This is a genomic window from Achromobacter sp. (assembly GCF_050285585.1).
Taxonomy (GTDB): domain Bacteria; phylum Pseudomonadota; class Gammaproteobacteria; order Burkholderiales; family Burkholderiaceae_B; genus Achromobacter.
In genome coordinates, this window is sequence record NZ_JBLZXF010000004.1 from 1 (window position 1) to 18,413 (window position 18,413).

Consider the following 18,413-nt stretch of genomic DNA (forward strand, 5'->3'; position numbering starts at 1 on the left):
ATGGCGTGGCGAGCTTTCGCCGCGAAAAGTTCATCCCCAAGGGCGGCCCGGACGGCGGCGACGGCGGACGCGGCGGCTCCATCTATGCGGTGGCCGATCGCAACATCAACACGCTGATCGACTTCCGCTACGCCCGCCTGCATCGCGCCAAGAACGGCGAAAACGGCCGCGGCTCGGACCAGTACGGCGCGGCCGCCCCCGACATCACGCTGCGCGTGCCCGTGGGCACCGTGATCCATGACGCCGAAACCGGCGAAGTCCTGTTCGACCTGAACCAGCACGACCAGAAGGTCGTGCTGGCGGCGGGCGGCCAGGGCGGCATGGGCAACATCCATTTCAAATCCAGCGTGAATCGCGCGCCGCGCCAATGGACGCCGGGCAAGGAAGGCGAACACCGCTACCTGCGCATGGAGCTCAAGGTGCTGGCGGACGTGGGCCTGCTCGGCCTGCCCAACGCCGGCAAGTCCACGCTGATCACCCGCATCTCCAACGCCAAGCCGAAGATCGCGGACTATCCCTTCACCACGCTGCACCCCAACCTGGGCGTGGTGCGCACCTCGCCGTCGCGCAGCTTCGTCGTGGCCGACATTCCCGGGCTGATCGAAGGCGCCTCCGAGGGCGCCGGCCTGGGCCACCTGTTCCTGCGCCACCTGGCGCGCACCCGCGTGCTGCTGCACCTGGTGGATGTGTCCACGCCCGATCCCGACGCCGATCCGGTTGAGCAGGCCGTGACCGATGCCCGCGCCATCGTCGAAGAACTGCGCCGCTATGATCCGGAACTGGCGGCCAAGCCTCGCTGGCTGGTCCTTAACAAGCTGGACATGGTGGCCGACCCCGAAGACACCAAGCGCCGCTTCCTCGAACTCTACGACTGGAAGGGCCCGGTGTTCGGCATTTCCGGCCTGTCGGGCGAAGGCACGCAAGACTTGATCTACGCGTTGCAGGACTACCTGGACGCCGAGCGCGAAAAGGAACAGCTGGCGCAGGACAAGGCCGATGACAGCTACGTTGCGCCGGATCCGCGCTTCGACGACAAGCGTTCGGACGCGGACCCGCGCTCCGCGCCGCGCAGCGGCGACGAATAGGCCATAATCGCAGTCCCTACGATTACGTCTTTGCACGCGCCGCAGCCCGCCGCCATCATGTCTGCCGAATCACCCGCCGTTTCCGTCGTCACCAACGCCCAGCGCCTAGTCGCCAAAGTCGGCTCGTCGCTCGTCACCAATGAAGGCCGCGGCCTGGATCGCGCCGCCGTGGCGCACTGGGCCGCGCAGATCGCCGCCCTGCACAAGCAGGGCAAGCAGGTCGTGCTGGTTTCCAGCGGCGCCATTGCGGAAGGCATGGCGCGCCTGGGCTGGCGCAAGCGCCCGTCCGTGATGCACGAGCTGCAGGCGGCGGCGGCCGTGGGCCAGATGGGCCTGTGCCAGGCCTATGAGGCCGCGTTCGCCGAGTTCGGCCTGCGCACGGCCCAGATCCTGCTGACGCACGAAGACCTGGCCGACCGCCACCGTTACCTGAACGCCCGCAGCACGCTGTTCGCGTTGCTGCGCCTGGGCGTGGTGCCCATCGTGAACGAAAACGACACGGTCGTCACCGACGAGATCCGGCTGGGCGACAACGACACGCTGGGCGCGCTGGTCACCAACCTCATCGAAGCCGACACGCTGATCATCCTGACGGACCAGCGCGGCCTGTACGACTCCGACCCCCGCAAGAACCCGGACGCCAAGTTCATGTCGCATGCCCAGGCGGGCGACCCGGCGCTGGAAGCCATGGCCGGCGGCGCCGGCAGCGGCATCGGCACGGGCGGCATGCTGACCAAGGTGCTGGCCGCCAAGCGCGCGGCCCACAGCGGCGCGCACACCGTCATCGCTTCAGGCCGGGAGCGCAACGTGCTGACGCGCCTGGCCCAGGGCGAATGCATCGGCAGCGAATTGCGCGCCGTGCTGCCCGTGTGGTCGGCACGCAAGCAATGGCTGGCCGACCACCTGCGCTTGCGCGGACGCGTGGTGCTGGACGATGGCGCCGTGCAGGCGCTGCTGCGCGAAGGCAAGAGCCTGCTGCCCATCGGCGTGACTGACGTGCAAGGCGAATTCGGCCGCGGCGACGTGGTGGCCTGCGTGGACAGCCAGGGACGCGAATGCGCCCGGGGGCTGATCAACTATTCATCGGCCGATGCCCGCCGCATCCTGCGCCAGCCGTCGTCGCAGATCGCGCGCATCCTGGGCAGCATGACCGAGCCCGAGCTCATGCATCGGGACAACCTGGTCGTGCTGTAGCGCCACGCCTTTGCGGCCGCGCGACGTCGGGTAGCAGCATGTAGCCCCACCCGCGCACCGCGAGCACGGGAAATTCGACATTGAGGCGCTGGGCCTTGCCGCGCAGCCGGGACACCAGCACGTCCACCCGCCGCGCCCCCTTCCGCGAATCGCGCCCGTCCTGGCAAGCAAGCGCTTCGCGGCGCAGACGATGACCGGGCGCATTCAGCAACCGGACAAAAAAAGCACACTCGGCGGCCGTCAGCGGCAATAACGCTCCGGCGGGGCCGGCCAGCGCGCCGGCCTGGGGATCGAGCCGCCACGGCGAGCCGCCGCCAAACCGGCGCCGGCACAGATTGCGCAGCAGCGCATCCCACTCCGGCACCTCCGTGCCTGCATCCACACAGAGGTCCGCGCCGGCATCCAACGCGGCGATGCGCGCGTCCGGGGCCGCGCCGCCGCGGTCCAGCCAGACCAGCCCGGCCGCGGGCGCCGCGCCGCGCAGCGCGGCGATCCATTCCGCCACGCCGGCGCCGGCGCCCTGCACCACCAGGACGTCGACCACCTCGGCCCGCAGGCCGTCGAGCAGGACCTCCAGGGAATCGAAAGCGCGCGCCGCCCACTGAAACGTGCGCAGCGCTGCGACGAGATCGTGCGCCGCCCCGTCGCACGCAAGAACGAAGACGCTGCCCCGTTGCGGCATAGGTTCCCTCTCTTTTATCACTTAAGTAATTTTTATAACTACCAAAGTACCTGACCGCCAAGCTTCAATCGACCTGTGAAGACATTCTCGGACCGACTGAAGCATGCGCGTTTGCTGCGTGGCCATACGCAGAAGACGCTCGCCCGTTTGGCGCGCCTCTCGCAGAGCGCCATCGGAAGCTATGAAAGCGGCTTGCGGCACTCCAGCCGCTCGGCCCGCAAGCTGGCGCAGGTGCTGAAGGTCGAAGCCGAATGGCTGGAAACCGGCAAGGGCCCCATGGAACTCCCCATGAGCGGCTACGATCTGAGCGACACCCTGCCCGCCACGGGCGTGGCGGAATCCGCGCCCAGGCCCGGCAGCCGGCCGCGCCCGATGGCTCCGTGGCCCTTCTCCACTATTTCACCGACCCAGATCGATCTGCTGACGCCTGACGAGCGCATCGGCCTGGAGGCGATGGCGCAGACCTACATCGAACATGCCGTGCGCATCCGCCGCGGCTCCAAGCCGCGGGGCCGCAAGACCGGTTGACGCTTGCGGCATTCACGAAAAAAAAGCCGCGACCATGTCGCGGCTTTTTTGCAGGGCGAGAACCGTTCAGGGCTTCGCGGCGGGAGCGGGAGCCGGAGCGGCGCCGCCCGCGGGAGGCACTGCGGCGTCGCCGCGGATCTTGGCGGCGATCTCCGAGGCGGCCTGGGCGGAGGGCACGCCAAAGGCCAGCACGCCGCGGTTCAGCGGTTCGCCGATGAGCGGCGCGGCGACCAGTTCGCGGTCGATGACCAGCGCCAGCATGTTGCCGACGTTCTTGGAGCTGATGTCATTGAGCTTGCGGGCGCCCGCTTCGGAGAAGCGCAGGCCCACGAAATTCTGGCCCTGGCGGTCCACCAGCGCGGCGGCGTCGGTCAGGTCGGCGCGCGTGAGCACCGGCACTTCCTGCATGTAGAGCTTGCCGTCCGGCAGGCTGATTTCGCGCAGGCCGGCGCCAGGTTGCTTGTGGGCCAGATAGAAGTCCACCGTGGCGGCCGTGGCGGGCGTCGTGGATTGCTGGCCGGATGTGGCGGGCGCGGTGTCGGACGTCTTAGTCGGGGCGGTCTTGCAACCCGCTAGCGCCAACGTCACGACAACCAGGGCGGGCGCCAATGTGCGTAAGGTCAGTTGCATGCTCGATTCCTTCTTAAGTGGACTAAGACCAGGCCGCACGGGGGCACGCCCGGCATGTCTGAAAAGTGTACCGAACCTGAATGATAGTGTCGCCCCAGTCTGAATCCAAATGTAAAGCGGTAATACCAGCTTCTCAGACTGAACCTCGCAACTTGCACCGACGCCATTCGTCGGAACGCGTTCCAGCCTCTATACTTCGCTTTCGCGCAGGGGTACTCGTCGCGGCTTGAATGCCGCGGCGTGTTGAGAGAGTCCCTTCGTACCAGTACGGATAATGCCGATGCTGGGAGCCGTATTTCCGTCCGCCCCTGCGCGGCGGAGATTCCTTCCCGATCGGCTCCAACCACTCGCTTGGAGCTTTCCATGAACGCAAATCCCAAATTCCTGGCCGCCACCGCCGAGGTCGACGCGGCCGCCGTCGCGCCGCTGCCCAAATCGCGCAAGGTGTACGAAACCGGCTCGCGGCCCGACATCCGCGTGCCGTTTCGCGAGATCGAACAGGCGGACACGCCCACCATGTTCGGCGGCGAGAAGAACCCGCCGCTGACGGTGTACGACTGCAGCGGCCCCTATACCGATCCCGAAGTCCGGATCGACATCCGCCGCGGCCTGCCGGAAGTGCGCCGCGCCTGGATCGACGAGCGCGGCGACACCGAAGTGCTGGCGGGCCCCACCAGCGACTACGGCAAGGAACGCCTGACCGATCCCAAGCTGACGGCCATGCGCTTCGACCTGCAGCGCCCGCCGCGCCGCGCGAAGCCCGGCGCCAACGTCTCGCAGATGCACTATGCCCGTCGAGGCATCGTCACCCCCGAAATGGAGTACGTGGCGATCCGCGAGAGTCTGCGCCGCGAGCACTACCTCCAGTCGCTGCGAGATAGCGGCCCCGACGGCGAGAAGATGGTCAAGCGCCTGCTGCGCCAGCATCCGGGCCAGTCCTTCGGCGCCGCCATCCCCGCCGCCATCACCCCCGAATTCGTGCGCGACGAAATCGCGCGCGGCCGCGCCATCATCCCGGCCAATATCAACCACCCCGAAGTCGAGCCGATGGCCATCGGCCGCAACTTCCTGGTGAAGGTCAACGCCAACATCGGCAACTCGGCCGTCAGCTCCGGCATCGGCGAGGAAGTGGAAAAGATGACCTGGGCGATCCGCTGGGGCGGCGACACCGTCATGGACCTGTCCACCGGCAAGCACATCCACGAAACGCGCGAATGGATCATCCGCAACTCGCCGGTGCCGATCGGCACGGTGCCGATCTACCAGGCGCTGGAAAAGGTCGACGGCAAGGCCGAGGAACTGACCTGGGAGATCTTCCGCGACACGCTGATCGAGCAGGCCGAGCAAGGCGTGGACTACTTCACCATCCATGCGGGCGTGCGCCTGCCGTTCATCCCCATGACGGCCGACCGCATGACCGGCATCGTCTCGCGCGGCGGCTCGATCATGGCGAAGTGGTGCCTGGCGCATCACAAGGAGAGCTTCCTCTACGAACGATTCGAGGAGATCTGCGAAATCATGAAGGCCTACGACGTCAGCTTCTCGCTGGGCGACGGCCTGCGTCCGGGCTCGGGCTACGACGCCAACGACGAAGCGCAGTTCGCCGAACTGAAGACGCTGGGCGAGCTGACCCAGGTGGCCTGGAAGCACGACGTGCAGGTCATGATCGAGGGCCCCGGCCACGTGCCGATGCAGATGATCAAGGAAAACATGGAGCTGCAGCTGGAGCACTGCCACGAGGCGCCGTTCTATACGCTGGGCCCCCTGACCACCGACATCGCCCCCGGCTACGACCACATCACCTCCGGCATCGGCGCCGCGCTGATCGGCTGGTACGGCACGGCCATGCTCTGTTACGTGACGCCCAAGGAGCACCTGGGGTTGCCGAACAAGAAGGACGTGAAAGACGGCATCATCACCTACAAGATCGCGGCGCACGCGGCCGACCTGGCCAAGGGCCACCCCGGCGCGGCGATCCGCGACAACGCCCTGTCCAAGGCCCGCTTCGAGTTCCGCTGGGACGACCAGTTCAACCTCGGCCTGGATCCGGACACCGCGAAGGAATTCCACGACGAGACCCTGCCCAAGGACTCGATGAAGGTGGCGCACTTCTGCTCCATGTGCGGGCCGCATTTCTGCAGCATGAAGATCACGCAGGACGTGCGGGATTATGCGGCGGCGCAGGGGGTCAGCGAGAAGGATGCCTTGCAGAAGGGGATGCAGGAGAAGTCGGTGGAGTTCGTGAGGAAGGGGGCCGAGGTCTATCACCGGCAGTGAGCCCGCGCGTTGCGTCGTAGGATGAGTGCAGCGCGAGAGCATCCGGGCAACGAACCGGATGCTCATCGCGCGTAACCCATCGGCCGGCGAGCGCCGGCGTTGTCTCTTGCCACGAAAAACGGCGGCTGGCGCCGCCTGATGGGTTACGCGCGTTGAATATTCGAGTTCTTGCTCAAGGACGCTCGCGCTGCACCCATCCTACAGCAGCTTCCCGGGATTCATGATCCCCGCCGGATCCAGCACCGCCTTGATCTGCTTCATCAACCGCAACTCCAGCGGATCCTTGCTATGCAGGAAGTGATCCCGCTTCAGTTGCCCGATCCCGTGCTCCGCCGAAATGCTGCCGCCATAGCGGTTCACCTCGTCCAGCACCGCATCGGTGATCGCCGGCCCATGCGTCGCCACCCAATCGCGGTCGGCGCCGGCCGGGCGCGACAGGTTGTAGTGCAGGTTGCCGTCGCCGAAGTGGCCGAAGATGAAAGGGCGGATATCCGGGTACAGCGCGCGCACGCGGGCCTCGGCGGATTCCATGAACTCGGGGATGCGCTCGATCGGCAGCGACACGTCGTGCTTCAGGTGCGGACCGTCGGCGCGCTGCGCTTCGGAGATTTCCTCGCGCAGCTTCCACAGCGCCTGCAGTTGCGCCAGCGACGCGGAGACGGCGGCGTCCAGGCACAGGCCGCGCTCCAGCGCCGTGCCGATCACGTTTTCCAGCAGGCTGTTCAACGCGGCCTCGTCGGCCGTGTCGGCCAGCTCTACGAGCACATAGGCCGGGTAACGCTCGGCGAAGGGCTCCTGCACGCCTTCGGCATGCTCCAGCACCAGATCCAGGCAATCTCCCGAAAAATACTCGAATGCCTGCAGCCGCGCCCCGCACTGCTCGAACAGGATCTCGAACAGCTGCAGCGCCTGCGCCGGTGATTCCACCGCGGCCAGCACCACAGAGCGGACGTCGGTGCGCGGGAACAGGCGCAGCGCCACGGCGGTGATGACGCCCAGCGTGCCTTCCGAGCCGATCAGCAATTGCTTGAGGTCGTAGCCGGTGTTGTCCTTGCGCAGGGTCCGCAGGCCGTGAAAGATCTCGCCCGTGGGCAGGACGGCCTCCAGGCCCAGCACCAGTTCGCGCGCCATGCCGTAGCGCACCACGTTCACGCCGCCGGCGTTGGTCGCGACGTTGCCGCCGATCTGGCTGGAGTCCTCGGCCGCCAGGCTCAGCGGCAGCAGGCGGCCCGCCTCCTGGGCGGCGCGGCGCAGATTGCCGAGAATGGCGCCCGCCTCCGCCACCATGGTGTTGGCCACGGTGTCGATGGAGCGCACGGCGTTCATGCGGTCCAGGCTGAGCACCACGTTCGCGGCGCCCGAGTCGGGCGTGGCGCCGCCGCACAAGCCGGTGTTGCCGCCGCGCGGCACGACCGCAACGCCGGCCTGCTGGCACAGCGCCAGGCAGGTGGCGACCTCGTCCGTGGTGCGCGGACGCACGACGGCCTGCGCCCGGCCCTTGTACAGCCCGCGCCAATCGGACAGCCACGGCGCAATGTCTGCCTCGGCGGTAAGCACGGTGTCGGGGCCCAGGGCCTGGACCAGGCGTTGTGTGAAGTCGGAGTCGCTCATGATGTCTGCCTTGCGGCCGGAAAGAGAAGATCGAGTCGCAGGCGGCTGGCCGCCTGCTGCAGATGATGGGTCGCCGCGAGCCGCGCCCGTTCGGGATCGCCCGCGCGGATCGCCTCGAACACGGCCACATGCTCCTGCTGCACGGCCGCGGTCAGGCCGTCGTGCCGGCGGCTGTTCGTGCGCGCCGTGCTGACGGCCAGCCGCAGTTGCAGATTCAGATATTGCAGCAGGTCCTGGTAGTAGCTGTTGTGGGTGGCGGCGGCGATGGCGACGTGGAACGAAATATCGTGCTCCACCCCCTCTTCTGGGTGCTCCAGATGCGCTTCCAGCGATTCCAGGGCCTGGGACATGGCCGCAAGGTCCGCGGCATTGCGGCGCACCGCGGCCAGGGCGGCCGCGCCGCCCTCCAGTTCCATCCGCAATTCGTAGACACTGGCGAGCTGCTCGCGGTCGGCGATGCCGGCGGACACCTGGAACCCCTGCGTGCCGGTGCGCGACACCACCACGCTGCCCGAGCCCTGGCGGCTCTGGATCAGCCCCTGGGCCCGCAGGCGCTCCGTGGCCTCGCGGATGACCGCGGCGCTGACGCCGTATTGCTCCGCCAGGATCCGCCCTGGCGGCAGCTTGGCGCCCACGGGATGGATGCCCTCGGCGATGCCGCCCGCGATCTGGCGGGCGACCTGTTCGGTCAGGGTAAGGCTCTTGCTCAGCATGCGCCCATTATAGGCGCACTTATCAGGTTATCTGAAAACTTTTGGAAAAATGAGCCCCGGGACCGGCGCCGGGCCGGCGCTTCACGCGACGGCGCGCTCGCCGTCCGGAAGGATCTTGCCCCCGGCCTGGTCCGTCTGGTCTGCGCCGGCCACCGCGCAGCAGCGCCCGCCGCGCGCCTTGGCGCGATACAGCGCGGCATCCGCCGAATCCAGGGCAGCTTGCGGGCTACGGTTCGAACCGGACACGATGGAAATGCCGATCGACAGGCCCACGCTGACGCGCGTGCCGTCCGCCAGCGTGATCGGCTGCGACACGTCGTGCAGGAGATGCTCGCCCAGGCGCAGGGCCGAGGTGGCGTCGATGCCGGTCACCAGGACGATGAATTCGTCGCCGCCGATCCGCGCCGCGACATCGTCCACGCGCAGCATGGCCCGCATGCGCTGGGCGATGGTCATGAGCACCTGGTCGCCGGCGGCGTGGCCGTAGGTGTCGTTGATCAGCTTGAAATCGTCCATGTCCATGTAGAGCAGCGCCGCCGAGCTGTCATGGCTGCGCGCGCTGGCGCACACGCGTTCCAGCGAGGCCAGCAGGCCCGCGCGGTTCGCCAGGCCGGTAAGCGCGTCCTCGCTGGCGCGGCGGTCGCTGTCGCGCTCGGCAAGCATCGTGGACACCAGGATGCGGTTGAGCCGGTGCGACGCAATGCTCATGCTGACCAGGTAGAACGGGATCTGGATGAAGACGATGGCCGTGACGTATTCGCCGGTGAAGGCCGCGCCCAGGCACATCGGCCCCAAGCTCAGGAAGATCATGGCGCCGACGAGCCTGGGCGCGCCGTAGTTGCGAAAGCAGATGCCCCCGGCCATGGCGCCGCAGGACACCCCGGCCAGCGTGGCCGCCAGCCAGTCGCCGTTGAGGAAGGTGACGAAAACGCCGTAGCCCACGCTGAACGCCCAGAGCAGCGCCAGCAGGATGTAGATGTCGGTATGGGTGTTGCCGCCTTTGGCCGCCGCCTTCAGGGCGGACCGCAGGATCGTGACCCGGACGATGGCGAGGAACACCTCCAGCACCAGCCACGACACGTATAGCGGCTCGGGGCGGCGCCAGGCGACGACGCCGGAGATCATCAATGTGTTGATGACCCCGCCCGCGAAAATGGGGAGCGTGCCAAACAGGCTGGCGATCAGCGCCGCACGGATGTCCGCGGGCGTATCGTGCCCCGAATGCGTCAGCCAACGCGTCAGGCGCCATTTGGGCAAGCTGAACTTCAGTGCTGTATCCACGCTGTCACGTCCCTGGCCACATCTACCCGGATTCAGATAGGCTGGCTGGCGTTATAGCAGGTATTTCAAGCCCTTAATATTGTCCGCGGGTTCAATACGCGGGGAAAATTCAGTGCCCGCGATGCCCGCAGACGGCGCATTCCGGATCGCGCTGGACGTTCACGCTGCGCCATTGCATGGTGCGCACGTCCAGCCACAGCAGGCGGCCGGACAGGCTTTCGCCGACCCCGGACAGCAGCTTGAGCGCCTCTGCCGCCTGCATGCTGCCGATGATGCCGACGACCGGCGCGAACACGCCCATCGTGGCGCAGTTGGCTTCCTCGACGTCATCGCCTTCCGGGAACAGGCAGTGGTAACAGGGCGCGCGGTCGTCGCGCAGGTCGTAGACGCTGACCTGGCCGTCGAAGCGGATCGCGGCGCCGGACACCAGCGGCTTGCGGTGCTGGACGCAGGCGCGGTTGATGGCGTGCCGGGTGGTGAAGTTGTCGGTGCAGTCCAGCACCAGGTCCGCCTGCGCCACCGCATCGGACAGGGCCTGGCCCTGGAGCCGCTCGACGCGGGCATGGACCCGCGTCTGCGGATTGAAGGCCGCCAGCATGTCGCGCCCCGATTCGGCCTTGTGGCGGCCGACGCTGGCGGTGGTGTGCAGGATCTGGCGTTGCAGGTTGCTCAGCTCGACGACATCGTCGTCGGCCAGGGTGATGTCGCCCACACCGGCGGTCGCCAGGTAGAGCGCGGCGGGCGAGCCCAACCCGCCGGCCCCCACGATGAGCACACGCGCCGCCAGCAGTTTTTCCTGCCCTTCTATTCCAAGCTCGTCGAGCAGGATGTGGCGGGCGTAGCGCAGCAGTTGCTCGTCGTTCATTTGTCCTTGCTGGGCTCGACTCCGGTCGGCGTGATCTTCATGCGCTGGGCAGTGCCGCCGCCGGGCTTGGCGTCGGCCTTGGCCTGGGCGCGGGCGGAGCCCTTCTGCACCGGCTTGCCGGCCAGCAGGTTCAGCGCCTGCTGCAGCTGGAAGTCGTCCTTGCCGCCGAATTCGAACACCTTGGCGGGCACTTCGGCGTTGTCCTGGTCCGCGGCGGACTTCACTTCGTTGGCCGTCTGCTGGTTCGACAGGTGGCGCTGCAGATCGGCTTCGCGCGGCAGGCGGAACAGGTCGCCGTCGGCGGTATCCGCGACGACGTAGTCCGGTTCGATGCCGGTGGCCTGGATCGAGCGGCCGCTGGGCGTGAAATAGCGCGACGTGGTGAGCTTGACCGCAGTGGTTTCGGACAGCGGAAGGATCACCTGCACCGAGCCCTTGCCGAAGCTGCGATTGCCCAGGACCTTGGCGCGCTTGTGGTCCTGCAGCGCGCCGGCCACGATCTCGGAGGCCGAGGCGGAGCCGACGTTCACCAGCACGACCATGGGCACCGTCTTGGTCCAGGCCGGCAGGCCGGACAGGTAGTTGCTTTCGCCGCGGGCGTACTCGGACGGCGTGGCCAGGTACTTGTGACGGGCGTCGGGGGTGCGGCCGTCGGTGGACACCACCAGGGAATCGGGAGGCAGGAACGCGCCGGCCACGCCGATGGCGCTGGTCAGCAGGCCGCCCGGGTCATTGCGCAGGTCCAGCACCAGGCCCTTGGGAGCCTCCTTCGCGCCCAGGTCCTTCAGCTGCTTGGCCAGGTCGGCGCCGGTCTTTTCCTGGAATTGGGCGACGCGCACGTAGCCCACGCCGTTGTCCAGCATCTTGCTGCGCACGCTGCGCACCTTGATGATGTCGCGCACGATCTTCAGCACGATGGGCTGGGGACGGTCGGCGCGCATGATGGTCAGCGTGATCGGCGACTTGGGCGCGCCGCGCATCAGCTTGACCGCGTCGTTCAGCGTCATGCCCTTGGTGGGCGTGTCGTCGATCTTGATGATGAGGTCGCCGGCCATCACGCCGGCGCGGGCGGCGGGCGTGTCCTCGATCGGCGAGATCACCTTCACGAAGCCGTCCTCGGCGCCGACCTCGATGCCCAGGCCGCCGAACTCGCCCTGCGTCGCCGTCTGCATTTCGCGGAACGCGTCGGCATCCAGGTAGGCGGAGTGGGGATCCAGGTTCGACACCATGCCGGAGATGGCATTGTCGATCAGGGTCTTGTCGTCGACGGCCTCGACGTAGTTGTTCTTGATGGCGGCAAACACGTTGCTCAGTTGCCTGAGCTCGTCCAGAGGCAAGGGACTGCCGCGCTGCGCGACCGCGGTCACGCCCACGCTGAGCAACACACCAGCCACCGCACCGATGGCAATCAGACCGAAACCGCGAAACTTACGAGTGCCCATGCACACTTCCCGAATTGTGTTTTCGCCGATGGGGTTTGGTATTCAATTACCAACGACACGTATCTGCCAACGACATCAATCTACTGCGCCAGCCACTGGGCCGGATCCACAGGAGCGCCACGATGGCGAATTTCAAAGTATAGGCCGGATTCCACTTGGCCGCCGGTTGCGCCTACCGTGGCGATCGTGTCGCCACCCGTCACCGAATCTCCCACCCGCTTGAGCAGGCTTTGGTTGTAAGCATAGACGGTCAGGTATTGCTGCCCATGATCCACAATGATGAGGTTGCCGAAACCCCGCAGCCAATCGGCGTAGACCACGGTGCCCGGCGCGACCACCTTGACCGGCGTGCCCTCGGGAGCGCGCAGCACCACGCCGCGCCAGACGCCGCCATCCGGGCGGTCGACCCCGAAACGGCCCTGCACCTGGCCGCGCACCGGCATGGCAAGGCCGTGGCGCAGGCCGCTGCCCCCGCCGACCGGCGCGGCGCGCGCGGTCTGCTGGGCTGGCTCGCTACGGCTTGGAGCGGTTTTTTCCTGCACAGGTTCCGCCTTTTTAGGCGGTTCCTGGGGCTTGGCCGGGGGCGGCGCTTCCTCGGGAACGATCAGGCGGGACTGCCTTTGCTCGGCCGGGCGCAGGCCAGCGGCGTCCGGGTCGGCCACGGCGACCGGTCCGCGGTTCTGGCGCGAGGCCGCTTCGACCTGCTCACGGGCCTGGGCGGCCTCGCGGGCATCCCGGGCGTCGCGTTCGCGCCGCGCATTGTCCGCGGCCACCTTGCGGTCGGCTTCGGCCTTCTTGCGGGCTTCCTCGGCACGGCGATCGGCTTCGGCGCGCTTGCGGGCCTCTTCGGCCACGCGGCGCGCCTCTTCCGCCTTGCGCGCCTCCTCGGCCTTCCTGCGCGCTTCCTCGGCCTTGCGGGCCTCCTCGATCTGCTTGGCGATGGCCGCGTCCAGATCGGTAATGAGCCGCGACAGGCGCTGGTCGTCGCGCCCCAGCTTGCTGGCCTCGGCCCGCTGGGCGGCGATCTGGCCTTCCAGCCGCGCCAGGAGCGTGGAGCGCTCTTTCTGCTGCGCGACCAGCGCGGTTTTCTGTTCGGTGGTTTCGGCCACGACCTTTTCGATCTCGGCGCGCCGGGCGTCGGCGCGCTCCTGCAGGGCGGCGAGACGGTCGATGTCCGCCCTCAGGGCCTGCACGGCGGCGGCGCGGGCCTGCGAAACGTAATCCAGGTAGCCCAGATTGCGTCCCAGCACCTGGGGATCGTCGCCGGACAGCAGCGCCGTCCACGGCGACAGGCCGCTGGTGTATTGGGTCCGGAGCTGCTCGGCCAGTTCGGTGCGGCGCTTGGCCAGCACGGCCTGCTGCGCGTCGATCTGCTTTTCCAGCCCGGCCAGGTCCGCCTGGGCCTGGCGGTTGGCCTCGGCCAGTTCGCGCAGACGCAGGTTGATGCGGGAAATGGCCGATTCCGACTGCTTGAGCGCGTCGGCCGCTTCCTTGCGGGCGGCCTCGCGGTCGTCGATTTCCTTTTGCAGGTTCTCGATGCGGTCCCGCAAGGCGGCCTGCTGCTTTTCGGCGTCGGACTGACGGCCGGCAAGGTCATTGGGCGCGGCGCCAGCCGACAACGCTCCCCCGGCCAGAACGACCGCCAACAACAACCCCGCCGTGCGACACATGGAAATATCAGTCCTTCTCAGGATGTCAGTCCTTCTTGGCCTTGCCTTGGGCGGCCACCGCCGCCATGGCCGCCTCGATCTCGGCGGCATCGCCCAGATAATAGTGGCGGATGGGGCGCAGGTCATCATCCAATTCGTAGACCAGCGGCTGGCCGGTGGGAATATTCAGGTTGACGATGTCGTCGTCGGACACATTGTCCAGGTGCTTGATCAGGGCGCGCAGGCTGTTGCCGTGGGCGGCGATGAGCACCTTGCGGCCCGAACGGATGGCCGGGGCGATGGATTCGTTCCAGAACGGCAGCACGCGGGCCACGGTGTCCTTCAGGCATTCGGTGGCCGGCAACTGATCGGCCGGGATCCGGGCGTAGCGGCTGTCGAAGCGGGGGTGGCGCTCGTCGTCCAGGGACAGCGGCTCCGGGGCGATCGCATAGGCGCGACGCCAGATCAGCACCTGCTCGTCGCCGTACTTGGCGGCGGTTTCGGCCTTGTTCAGGCCTTGCAGCGCGCCGTAGTGGCGCTCGTTCAGGCGCCAGTTGACGCCCACGGGGGTGTACATGGCGTCCATGGCGTCCAGGGCGATCCACAGCGTGCGGATGGCGCGCTTGAGCACGGACGAATAGGCCAGGTCGAAGGTGTAGCCTTCCTTCTTGAGGAGTTCGCCCGCCTTGCGGGCCTGCTCGCGGCCGGTGTCGGTGAGGTCGACGTCGGTCCAGCCCGTGAAGCGGTTTTCCAGGTTCCACTGGCTTTCGCCGTGGCGCATCAGAACAAGTTTATGCATGGTTTGGCACGCGATTGTCGCGGGTTAAAGTTAGGAAATGGTCAGAGAATGCGCTCATTTTATAATTGAGTGATTTTGCCCTTGATTTTGCCCCGGCGCACCCGCCCGTTTCGGCGGAGCCGCCCCGGGGTTCGCCGATACCAGGCTAGCCGCCACACTTCAGGATGCCCCGTGGATCTTCTGCAATTCTTGCTCGATAAAAACAACATCTTCATTGTCGCCGTAGCCGTGGTTTCCGGCGTGATGCTGGCCATCCCCGCCCTGCGCCGCGGCCGCACCGGCTCCGCCGTCAGCACGGGCGAAGCCATCCAGATGGTCAACCAGCGCCAGGCCGTATGGGTCGACGTGCGCCCCGCGGAACAATTCCAGGCCGGCCACATCGCCCAGGCGCGCAACGTGCCGGCCGCGGACCTGGAGCAGAAGGCCGCCTCCCTGCCCAAGAACAAGCCGCTCGTCGTGGTGTGCGACAACGGCCGCGATTCCGCCCGCGCCGCCGCCAAGCTGCGCGCCCAGGGCTTCGCCGACGCCGTGCCGCTGGAAGGCGGCATGCGGGCCTGGGCCGCAGCCAGCCTGCCGGTCACCCAGAAGGGTTGAATCCAAGGGTTTCGCCCCCATTTGCCTATTCTTGTACCCACAGGAGCGCCCATGAATAAAGTCGTCATGTACAGCAAGGACTACTGTCCCTATTGCGCGCGCGCCAAGTCGCTGCTGGAGCAGCGCGGCGTGACGGACCTGGAGATCATCCAGATCGACCGGGACCCGGCCCAGCGCGACGTCATGATCGAACGCACCGGCCGGCGCACCGTGCCGCAGATCTTCATCGGCGATACCCACGTCGGCGGCTGCGACGACCTGATGGCGCTGGACCGCTCGGGCGGCCTTGCGCCCATGCTGAACGGCTAGGGCGCCCTCCCGGCGCTCCGGCCCATCGCCCCTTTTTTGCCCCTCCCACCAACGGAAACACTCATGGCTGATCAAGACCAAAACACCCAGCAAGAAGGCGGCAACGACGCGCCCTCGTTCAATCTGCAGCGCGTCTACCTGAAAGACCTTTCGCTGGAGATGCCGAATGCGCCTCACGTCTTCCTGGAGCAAGAAGCGCCCCAGGTCGAAGTGAGCATCACCGTGGGCGGGCAGCGCCTGGCCGACACCGTGTTCGAGACCACGGTCACCGTGACCGTCACCACCCGCGTCAACGAAAAGGTCGTGTATCTGGTCGAAGGCACGCAGGCCGGCATCTTCGAAGCCGCCAACATTCCTGAAGAGCAGCTCGATCCGCTGCTGGGCATCGTCTGCCCGACCATGCTGTATCCGTACCTGCGCGCCAACATCGCCGACGCCATCACCCGCACGTCGATGCCGCCGCTGCACCTGACCGAAGTGAACTTCCAGGCCCTGTACGAACAGCGCCTGGCCGAACTGCAACAACAGCAGAACGCGGCCAACGGCAATGGCAACGGCAACGGCAGCGACTCGGGCATCATCCTGCCCCCGGGCGCGACCCGCCAGTAAGCACGCCGCGGCGGCTCTGCGATGAAAAAAAACCCCGAGCCGCGCCTGCGCGTCGCCGTGCTGGGCGCGGGAAGTTGGGGCACCGCGCTGGCGGCGGCCGCCAGCCGCCGCCACGCCACCCTGCTCTGGGCGCGCGACGCCGCCCAGGCGGCCGATATGGCCGCCACGCATGAAAATGCGCGCTACCTGCCCGGCATCCCGCTGCCGCAGGCACTGAACATTTCCTCCGATCTCGACGCCACCCTGCGCAGCCTGCAGGACGAGGGCGCGCAACGCCTCATCGTGCTGGGCGTGCCCGTGGCCGGCCTGACCGCCATCTGCGGCGAGCTGTCGCGCCGGCTGCCCGCGCTGGGATTGCAGGACACCCCTATCGTCTGGACGTGCAAGGGCTTCGAAGCCGACACGGCCAGGCTGCCCCACGAAATCATGCGCGAGGCCCTGCCCGGCGCGACCGGCGGCGCGTTGTCGGGCCCCTCGTTCGCGCGCGAAGTCGCGCAAGGCCTGCCCGTGGCGCTGACCGTGGCCAGCGACAGCGCTTCGCTGCGCGCCGCCACCACGGCCGCCTTCCATGGCGCGGCGCTGCGCGTCTACGCCAGCACCGACCTGGTCGGCGTGGAAGTGGGCGGCGCGCTGAAGAACGTCATCGCCGTCGCCTGCGGCATCTGCGACGGCCTCGCCCTGGGCACCAATGCCCGCGCGGCGCTGATCACCCGCGGCCTGGCCGAAATGACCCGCTTCGGCGTGGCCCTGGGCGCGCAGGCCGAAACTTTCGCCGGCCTGACCGGCCTGGGCGACTTGGTGCTGACCGCTACCGGCGAACTGTCGCGCAACCGCCGCGTCGGCCTGGAAATCGGCGCCGGCCGCAAGCTGGCCGACATCCTGGCCAGCGGCATCACCGCCGAAGGCGTGCGCTGCGCGCGCGCCGCCCTGGAGCGCGCGCGCGCCATCCAGGTCGAACTGCCGATCACGGAAGCTGTCTGCGCCGTGCTGTTCGACGGCGTCGCCCCCATGACCGCCGTGTCCGCCCTGCTCGCCCGGGACGCCCGCTACGAAAGCGGCGCCGGCCTGCCGGACGGCCCGTCCCACTGATCGACGACAAGACACCACGCCCCCATCGAGGAGACATTCTTCATGACGCAAACCCGCAAGTTCCGGGTCGGCCAGCTGCTACGCGGCCTGTGCCTGAGCCTGGCCGCGATCCTGCCCGCCGCCGCCCACGCCGACTGGCCCGACCGTCCCATCCATATGGTCGTGCCCTTCCCGCCCGGGTCTTCGCCCGACATCCTCGCGCGCACGATCTCGGAACCGCTGGCCCAGGCCCTGGGCCAGCCCATCGTCATCGACAACAAGCCGGGCGCGGGCGGCAACATCGGCACCCGCATGGTGTCGCAGGCCAAGCCGGACGGCTATACGCTGCTCTATACGATCAACGGCCCGCTGGTCACCGCCCCCACGCTGTACAAGAAGACCCTGGGCTACGATCCGCTGCGCGACCTGGCGCCCGTGTCGCTGGTGGGCACCAGCCCGAACGTGCTGGTCGTGCCCGGCAGCCTGCCGGTCAATAACGTCAAGGACTTCGTCGCGCTGGTGAAAAGCCGCGGCAACTCGCTGAACTACGGTTCCGTCGGCCCGGGCAGCTCGGCCCACCTGGCGATGGAAATGTTCAAGGAAAGCGCCGGCGTGGACCTGGCGCACATTCCCTATTCCGGCTTCCCCCAGGTCATCACCGCCATCATCGGCGGCGACGTCCAGGCCGGTTTCATGGTGCCCGCCATCGCCGTGCCGCAGGCGCGCGACGGCAAGGTGAAGCTGCTGGCCGTGACCAGCCTGGAGCCCAGCGAGGCGCTGCCGGGCATCCCGACCATGGCCTCCCAGGGCTATCCGGACTTCGAAGCCATTTCCTGGAACGCCGTGCTGGTGCCGGCCGGCACGCCCACCCCGATCGTCGAGCGCCTCAATAGCGAACTGGCGCGCATCATCGACAGCGAAGCCGTGCGCAAGCAGCTGGCCCTGCAGTATTTCACGCCCGCGCCCTCCACGCCCGAAGCCCTGACCGCGCGGATCAAGAACGAAAAGGCGCGCTGGGACCAGGTGATCGAAAAGCTGAAGCTGTCGCTGGATTGACCGCCGGACGGGCGGCCGCCC

The 18,413-nt window shown here is 67.7% G+C and carries 18 protein-coding genes; 9 read left to right on the forward strand and 9 right to left on the reverse strand.

Annotated elements, in window-relative coordinates:
* Together obgE and proB are read left to right on the forward strand one after the other, a co-directional pair.
* Positions 1–1,085 (forward strand): GTPase ObgE (gene obgE / locus ACN6PJ_RS07545; protein ID WP_427995263.1); only part of this gene is annotated, 1,085 nt, incomplete at its 5' end.
* Positions 1,086–1,142: 57 nt separating this feature from the next.
* Positions 1,143–2,279 (forward strand): glutamate 5-kinase, encoded by a 1,137-nt coding sequence (gene proB / locus ACN6PJ_RS07550; protein WP_427995264.1) that lies wholly within the window; start codon positions 1,143–1,145, stop codon positions 2,277–2,279.
* On the opposite strand, the gene ACN6PJ_RS07555 is transcribed toward proB, so the two are convergent.
* Positions 2,248–2,961 (reverse strand): transcriptional regulator, encoded by a 714-nt coding sequence (locus ACN6PJ_RS07555; RefSeq protein WP_427995265.1) that lies wholly within the window; start codon positions 2,959–2,961, stop codon positions 2,248–2,250. The two genes, proB and ACN6PJ_RS07555, sit on opposite strands and share 32 nt — an antisense overlap.
* Before the next feature lie 75 nt (positions 2,962–3,036).
* Here ACN6PJ_RS07555 and ACN6PJ_RS07560 point away from each other — a divergent pair, with 75 nt between their 5' ends.
* The gene (locus ACN6PJ_RS07560; protein ID WP_427995266.1) at positions 3,037–3,489 is read left to right on the forward strand and encodes a helix-turn-helix domain-containing protein; all 453 of its coding nucleotides are present in this window, start codon (positions 3,037–3,039) and stop codon (positions 3,487–3,489) included.
* Positions 3,490–3,555: 66 nt separating this feature from the next.
* Here ACN6PJ_RS07560 and ACN6PJ_RS07565 read toward each other — a convergent pair whose 3' ends face one another.
* Positions 3,556–4,119: a SecDF P1 head subdomain-containing protein gene (locus ACN6PJ_RS07565; protein ID WP_427995267.1), complete on the reverse strand. Its 564-nt coding sequence runs from the start codon at positions 4,117–4,119 to the stop codon at positions 3,556–3,558.
* 363 nt (positions 4,120–4,482) lie between these two features.
* Here ACN6PJ_RS07565 and thiC point away from each other — a divergent pair, with 363 nt between their 5' ends.
* On the forward strand, positions 4,483–6,396 hold the full coding sequence (gene thiC, locus ACN6PJ_RS07570) for a phosphomethylpyrimidine synthase ThiC (RefSeq protein WP_427995268.1): 1,914 nt from the start codon (positions 4,483–4,485) through the stop codon (positions 6,394–6,396).
* A gap of 198 nt (positions 6,397–6,594) precedes the next feature.
* Here the strand turns inward: thiC and ACN6PJ_RS07575 are convergent, their stop codons facing one another.
* From ACN6PJ_RS07575 to gpmA, 7 genes are all read right to left on the reverse strand, one after another.
* Positions 6,595–8,007: an FAD-binding oxidoreductase gene (locus tag ACN6PJ_RS07575; protein WP_427995269.1), complete on the reverse strand. Its 1,413-nt coding sequence runs from the start codon at positions 8,005–8,007 to the stop codon at positions 6,595–6,597.
* Positions 8,004–8,720, reverse strand: coding sequence for a FadR/GntR family transcriptional regulator (locus ACN6PJ_RS07580; protein WP_427995270.1), 717 nt, complete (start codon positions 8,718–8,720; stop codon positions 8,004–8,006). Before ACN6PJ_RS07580 ends, ACN6PJ_RS07575 begins: the two co-directional genes overlap by 4 nt.
* 81 nt (positions 8,721–8,801) lie before the next feature.
* The gene (locus tag ACN6PJ_RS07585; RefSeq protein WP_427995271.1) at positions 8,802–10,001 is read right to left on the reverse strand and encodes a diguanylate cyclase domain-containing protein; all 1,200 of its coding nucleotides are present in this window, start codon (positions 9,999–10,001) and stop codon (positions 8,802–8,804) included.
* A 109-nt stretch (positions 10,002–10,110) separates the two neighbouring features.
* Positions 10,111–10,866: a HesA/MoeB/ThiF family protein gene (locus tag ACN6PJ_RS07590; RefSeq protein ID WP_427995272.1), complete on the reverse strand. Its 756-nt coding sequence runs from the start codon at positions 10,864–10,866 to the stop codon at positions 10,111–10,113.
* Complete coding sequence (locus ACN6PJ_RS07595) at positions 10,863–12,308, reverse strand: S41 family peptidase (RefSeq protein WP_427995273.1); 1,446 nt, start codon at positions 12,306–12,308, stop codon at positions 10,863–10,865. The genes ACN6PJ_RS07590 and ACN6PJ_RS07595 overlap by 4 nt, the downstream gene beginning before the upstream one ends.
* Before the next feature lie 80 nt (positions 12,309–12,388).
* On the reverse strand, positions 12,389–13,978 hold the full coding sequence (locus ACN6PJ_RS07600) for a peptidoglycan DD-metalloendopeptidase family protein (RefSeq protein WP_427995274.1): 1,590 nt from the start codon (positions 13,976–13,978) through the stop codon (positions 12,389–12,391).
* 25 nt (positions 13,979–14,003) lie between these two features.
* Positions 14,004–14,756: a 2,3-diphosphoglycerate-dependent phosphoglycerate mutase gene (gene gpmA, locus ACN6PJ_RS07605; RefSeq protein ID WP_043546851.1), complete on the reverse strand. Its 753-nt coding sequence runs from the start codon at positions 14,754–14,756 to the stop codon at positions 14,004–14,006.
* A gap of 171 nt (positions 14,757–14,927) precedes the next feature.
* On the opposite strand from gpmA, the gene ACN6PJ_RS07610 reads away from it, so the two are divergent.
* From ACN6PJ_RS07610 to ACN6PJ_RS07630, 5 genes are all read left to right on the forward strand, one after another.
* Complete coding sequence (locus ACN6PJ_RS07610; RefSeq protein ID WP_427995275.1) at positions 14,928–15,350, forward strand: rhodanese-like domain-containing protein; 423 nt, start codon at positions 14,928–14,930, stop codon at positions 15,348–15,350.
* 51 nt (positions 15,351–15,401) lie between these two features.
* Positions 15,402–15,659 carry a glutaredoxin 3 gene (gene grxC, locus ACN6PJ_RS07615; protein ID WP_043546853.1) on the forward strand — a complete coding sequence of 86 codons (258 nt, stop codon included), beginning with the start codon at positions 15,402–15,404 and terminating at the stop codon, positions 15,657–15,659.
* A 63-nt stretch (positions 15,660–15,722) separates the two neighbouring features.
* On the forward strand, positions 15,723–16,268 hold the full coding sequence (gene secB / locus ACN6PJ_RS07620; protein WP_427995276.1) for a protein-export chaperone SecB: 546 nt from the start codon (positions 15,723–15,725) through the stop codon (positions 16,266–16,268).
* Between the two features lie 21 nt (positions 16,269–16,289).
* Positions 16,290–17,357 carry an NAD(P)H-dependent glycerol-3-phosphate dehydrogenase gene (locus ACN6PJ_RS07625; RefSeq protein WP_427995277.1) on the forward strand — a complete coding sequence of 356 codons (1,068 nt, stop codon included), beginning with the start codon at positions 16,290–16,292 and terminating at the stop codon, positions 17,355–17,357.
* Between the two features lie 42 nt (positions 17,358–17,399).
* Positions 17,400–18,392 (forward strand): Bug family tripartite tricarboxylate transporter substrate binding protein, encoded by a 993-nt coding sequence (locus ACN6PJ_RS07630; protein WP_427995278.1) that lies wholly within the window; start codon positions 17,400–17,402, stop codon positions 18,390–18,392.
* The last annotated feature ends 21 nt before the right edge of the window (positions 18,393–18,413 follow it).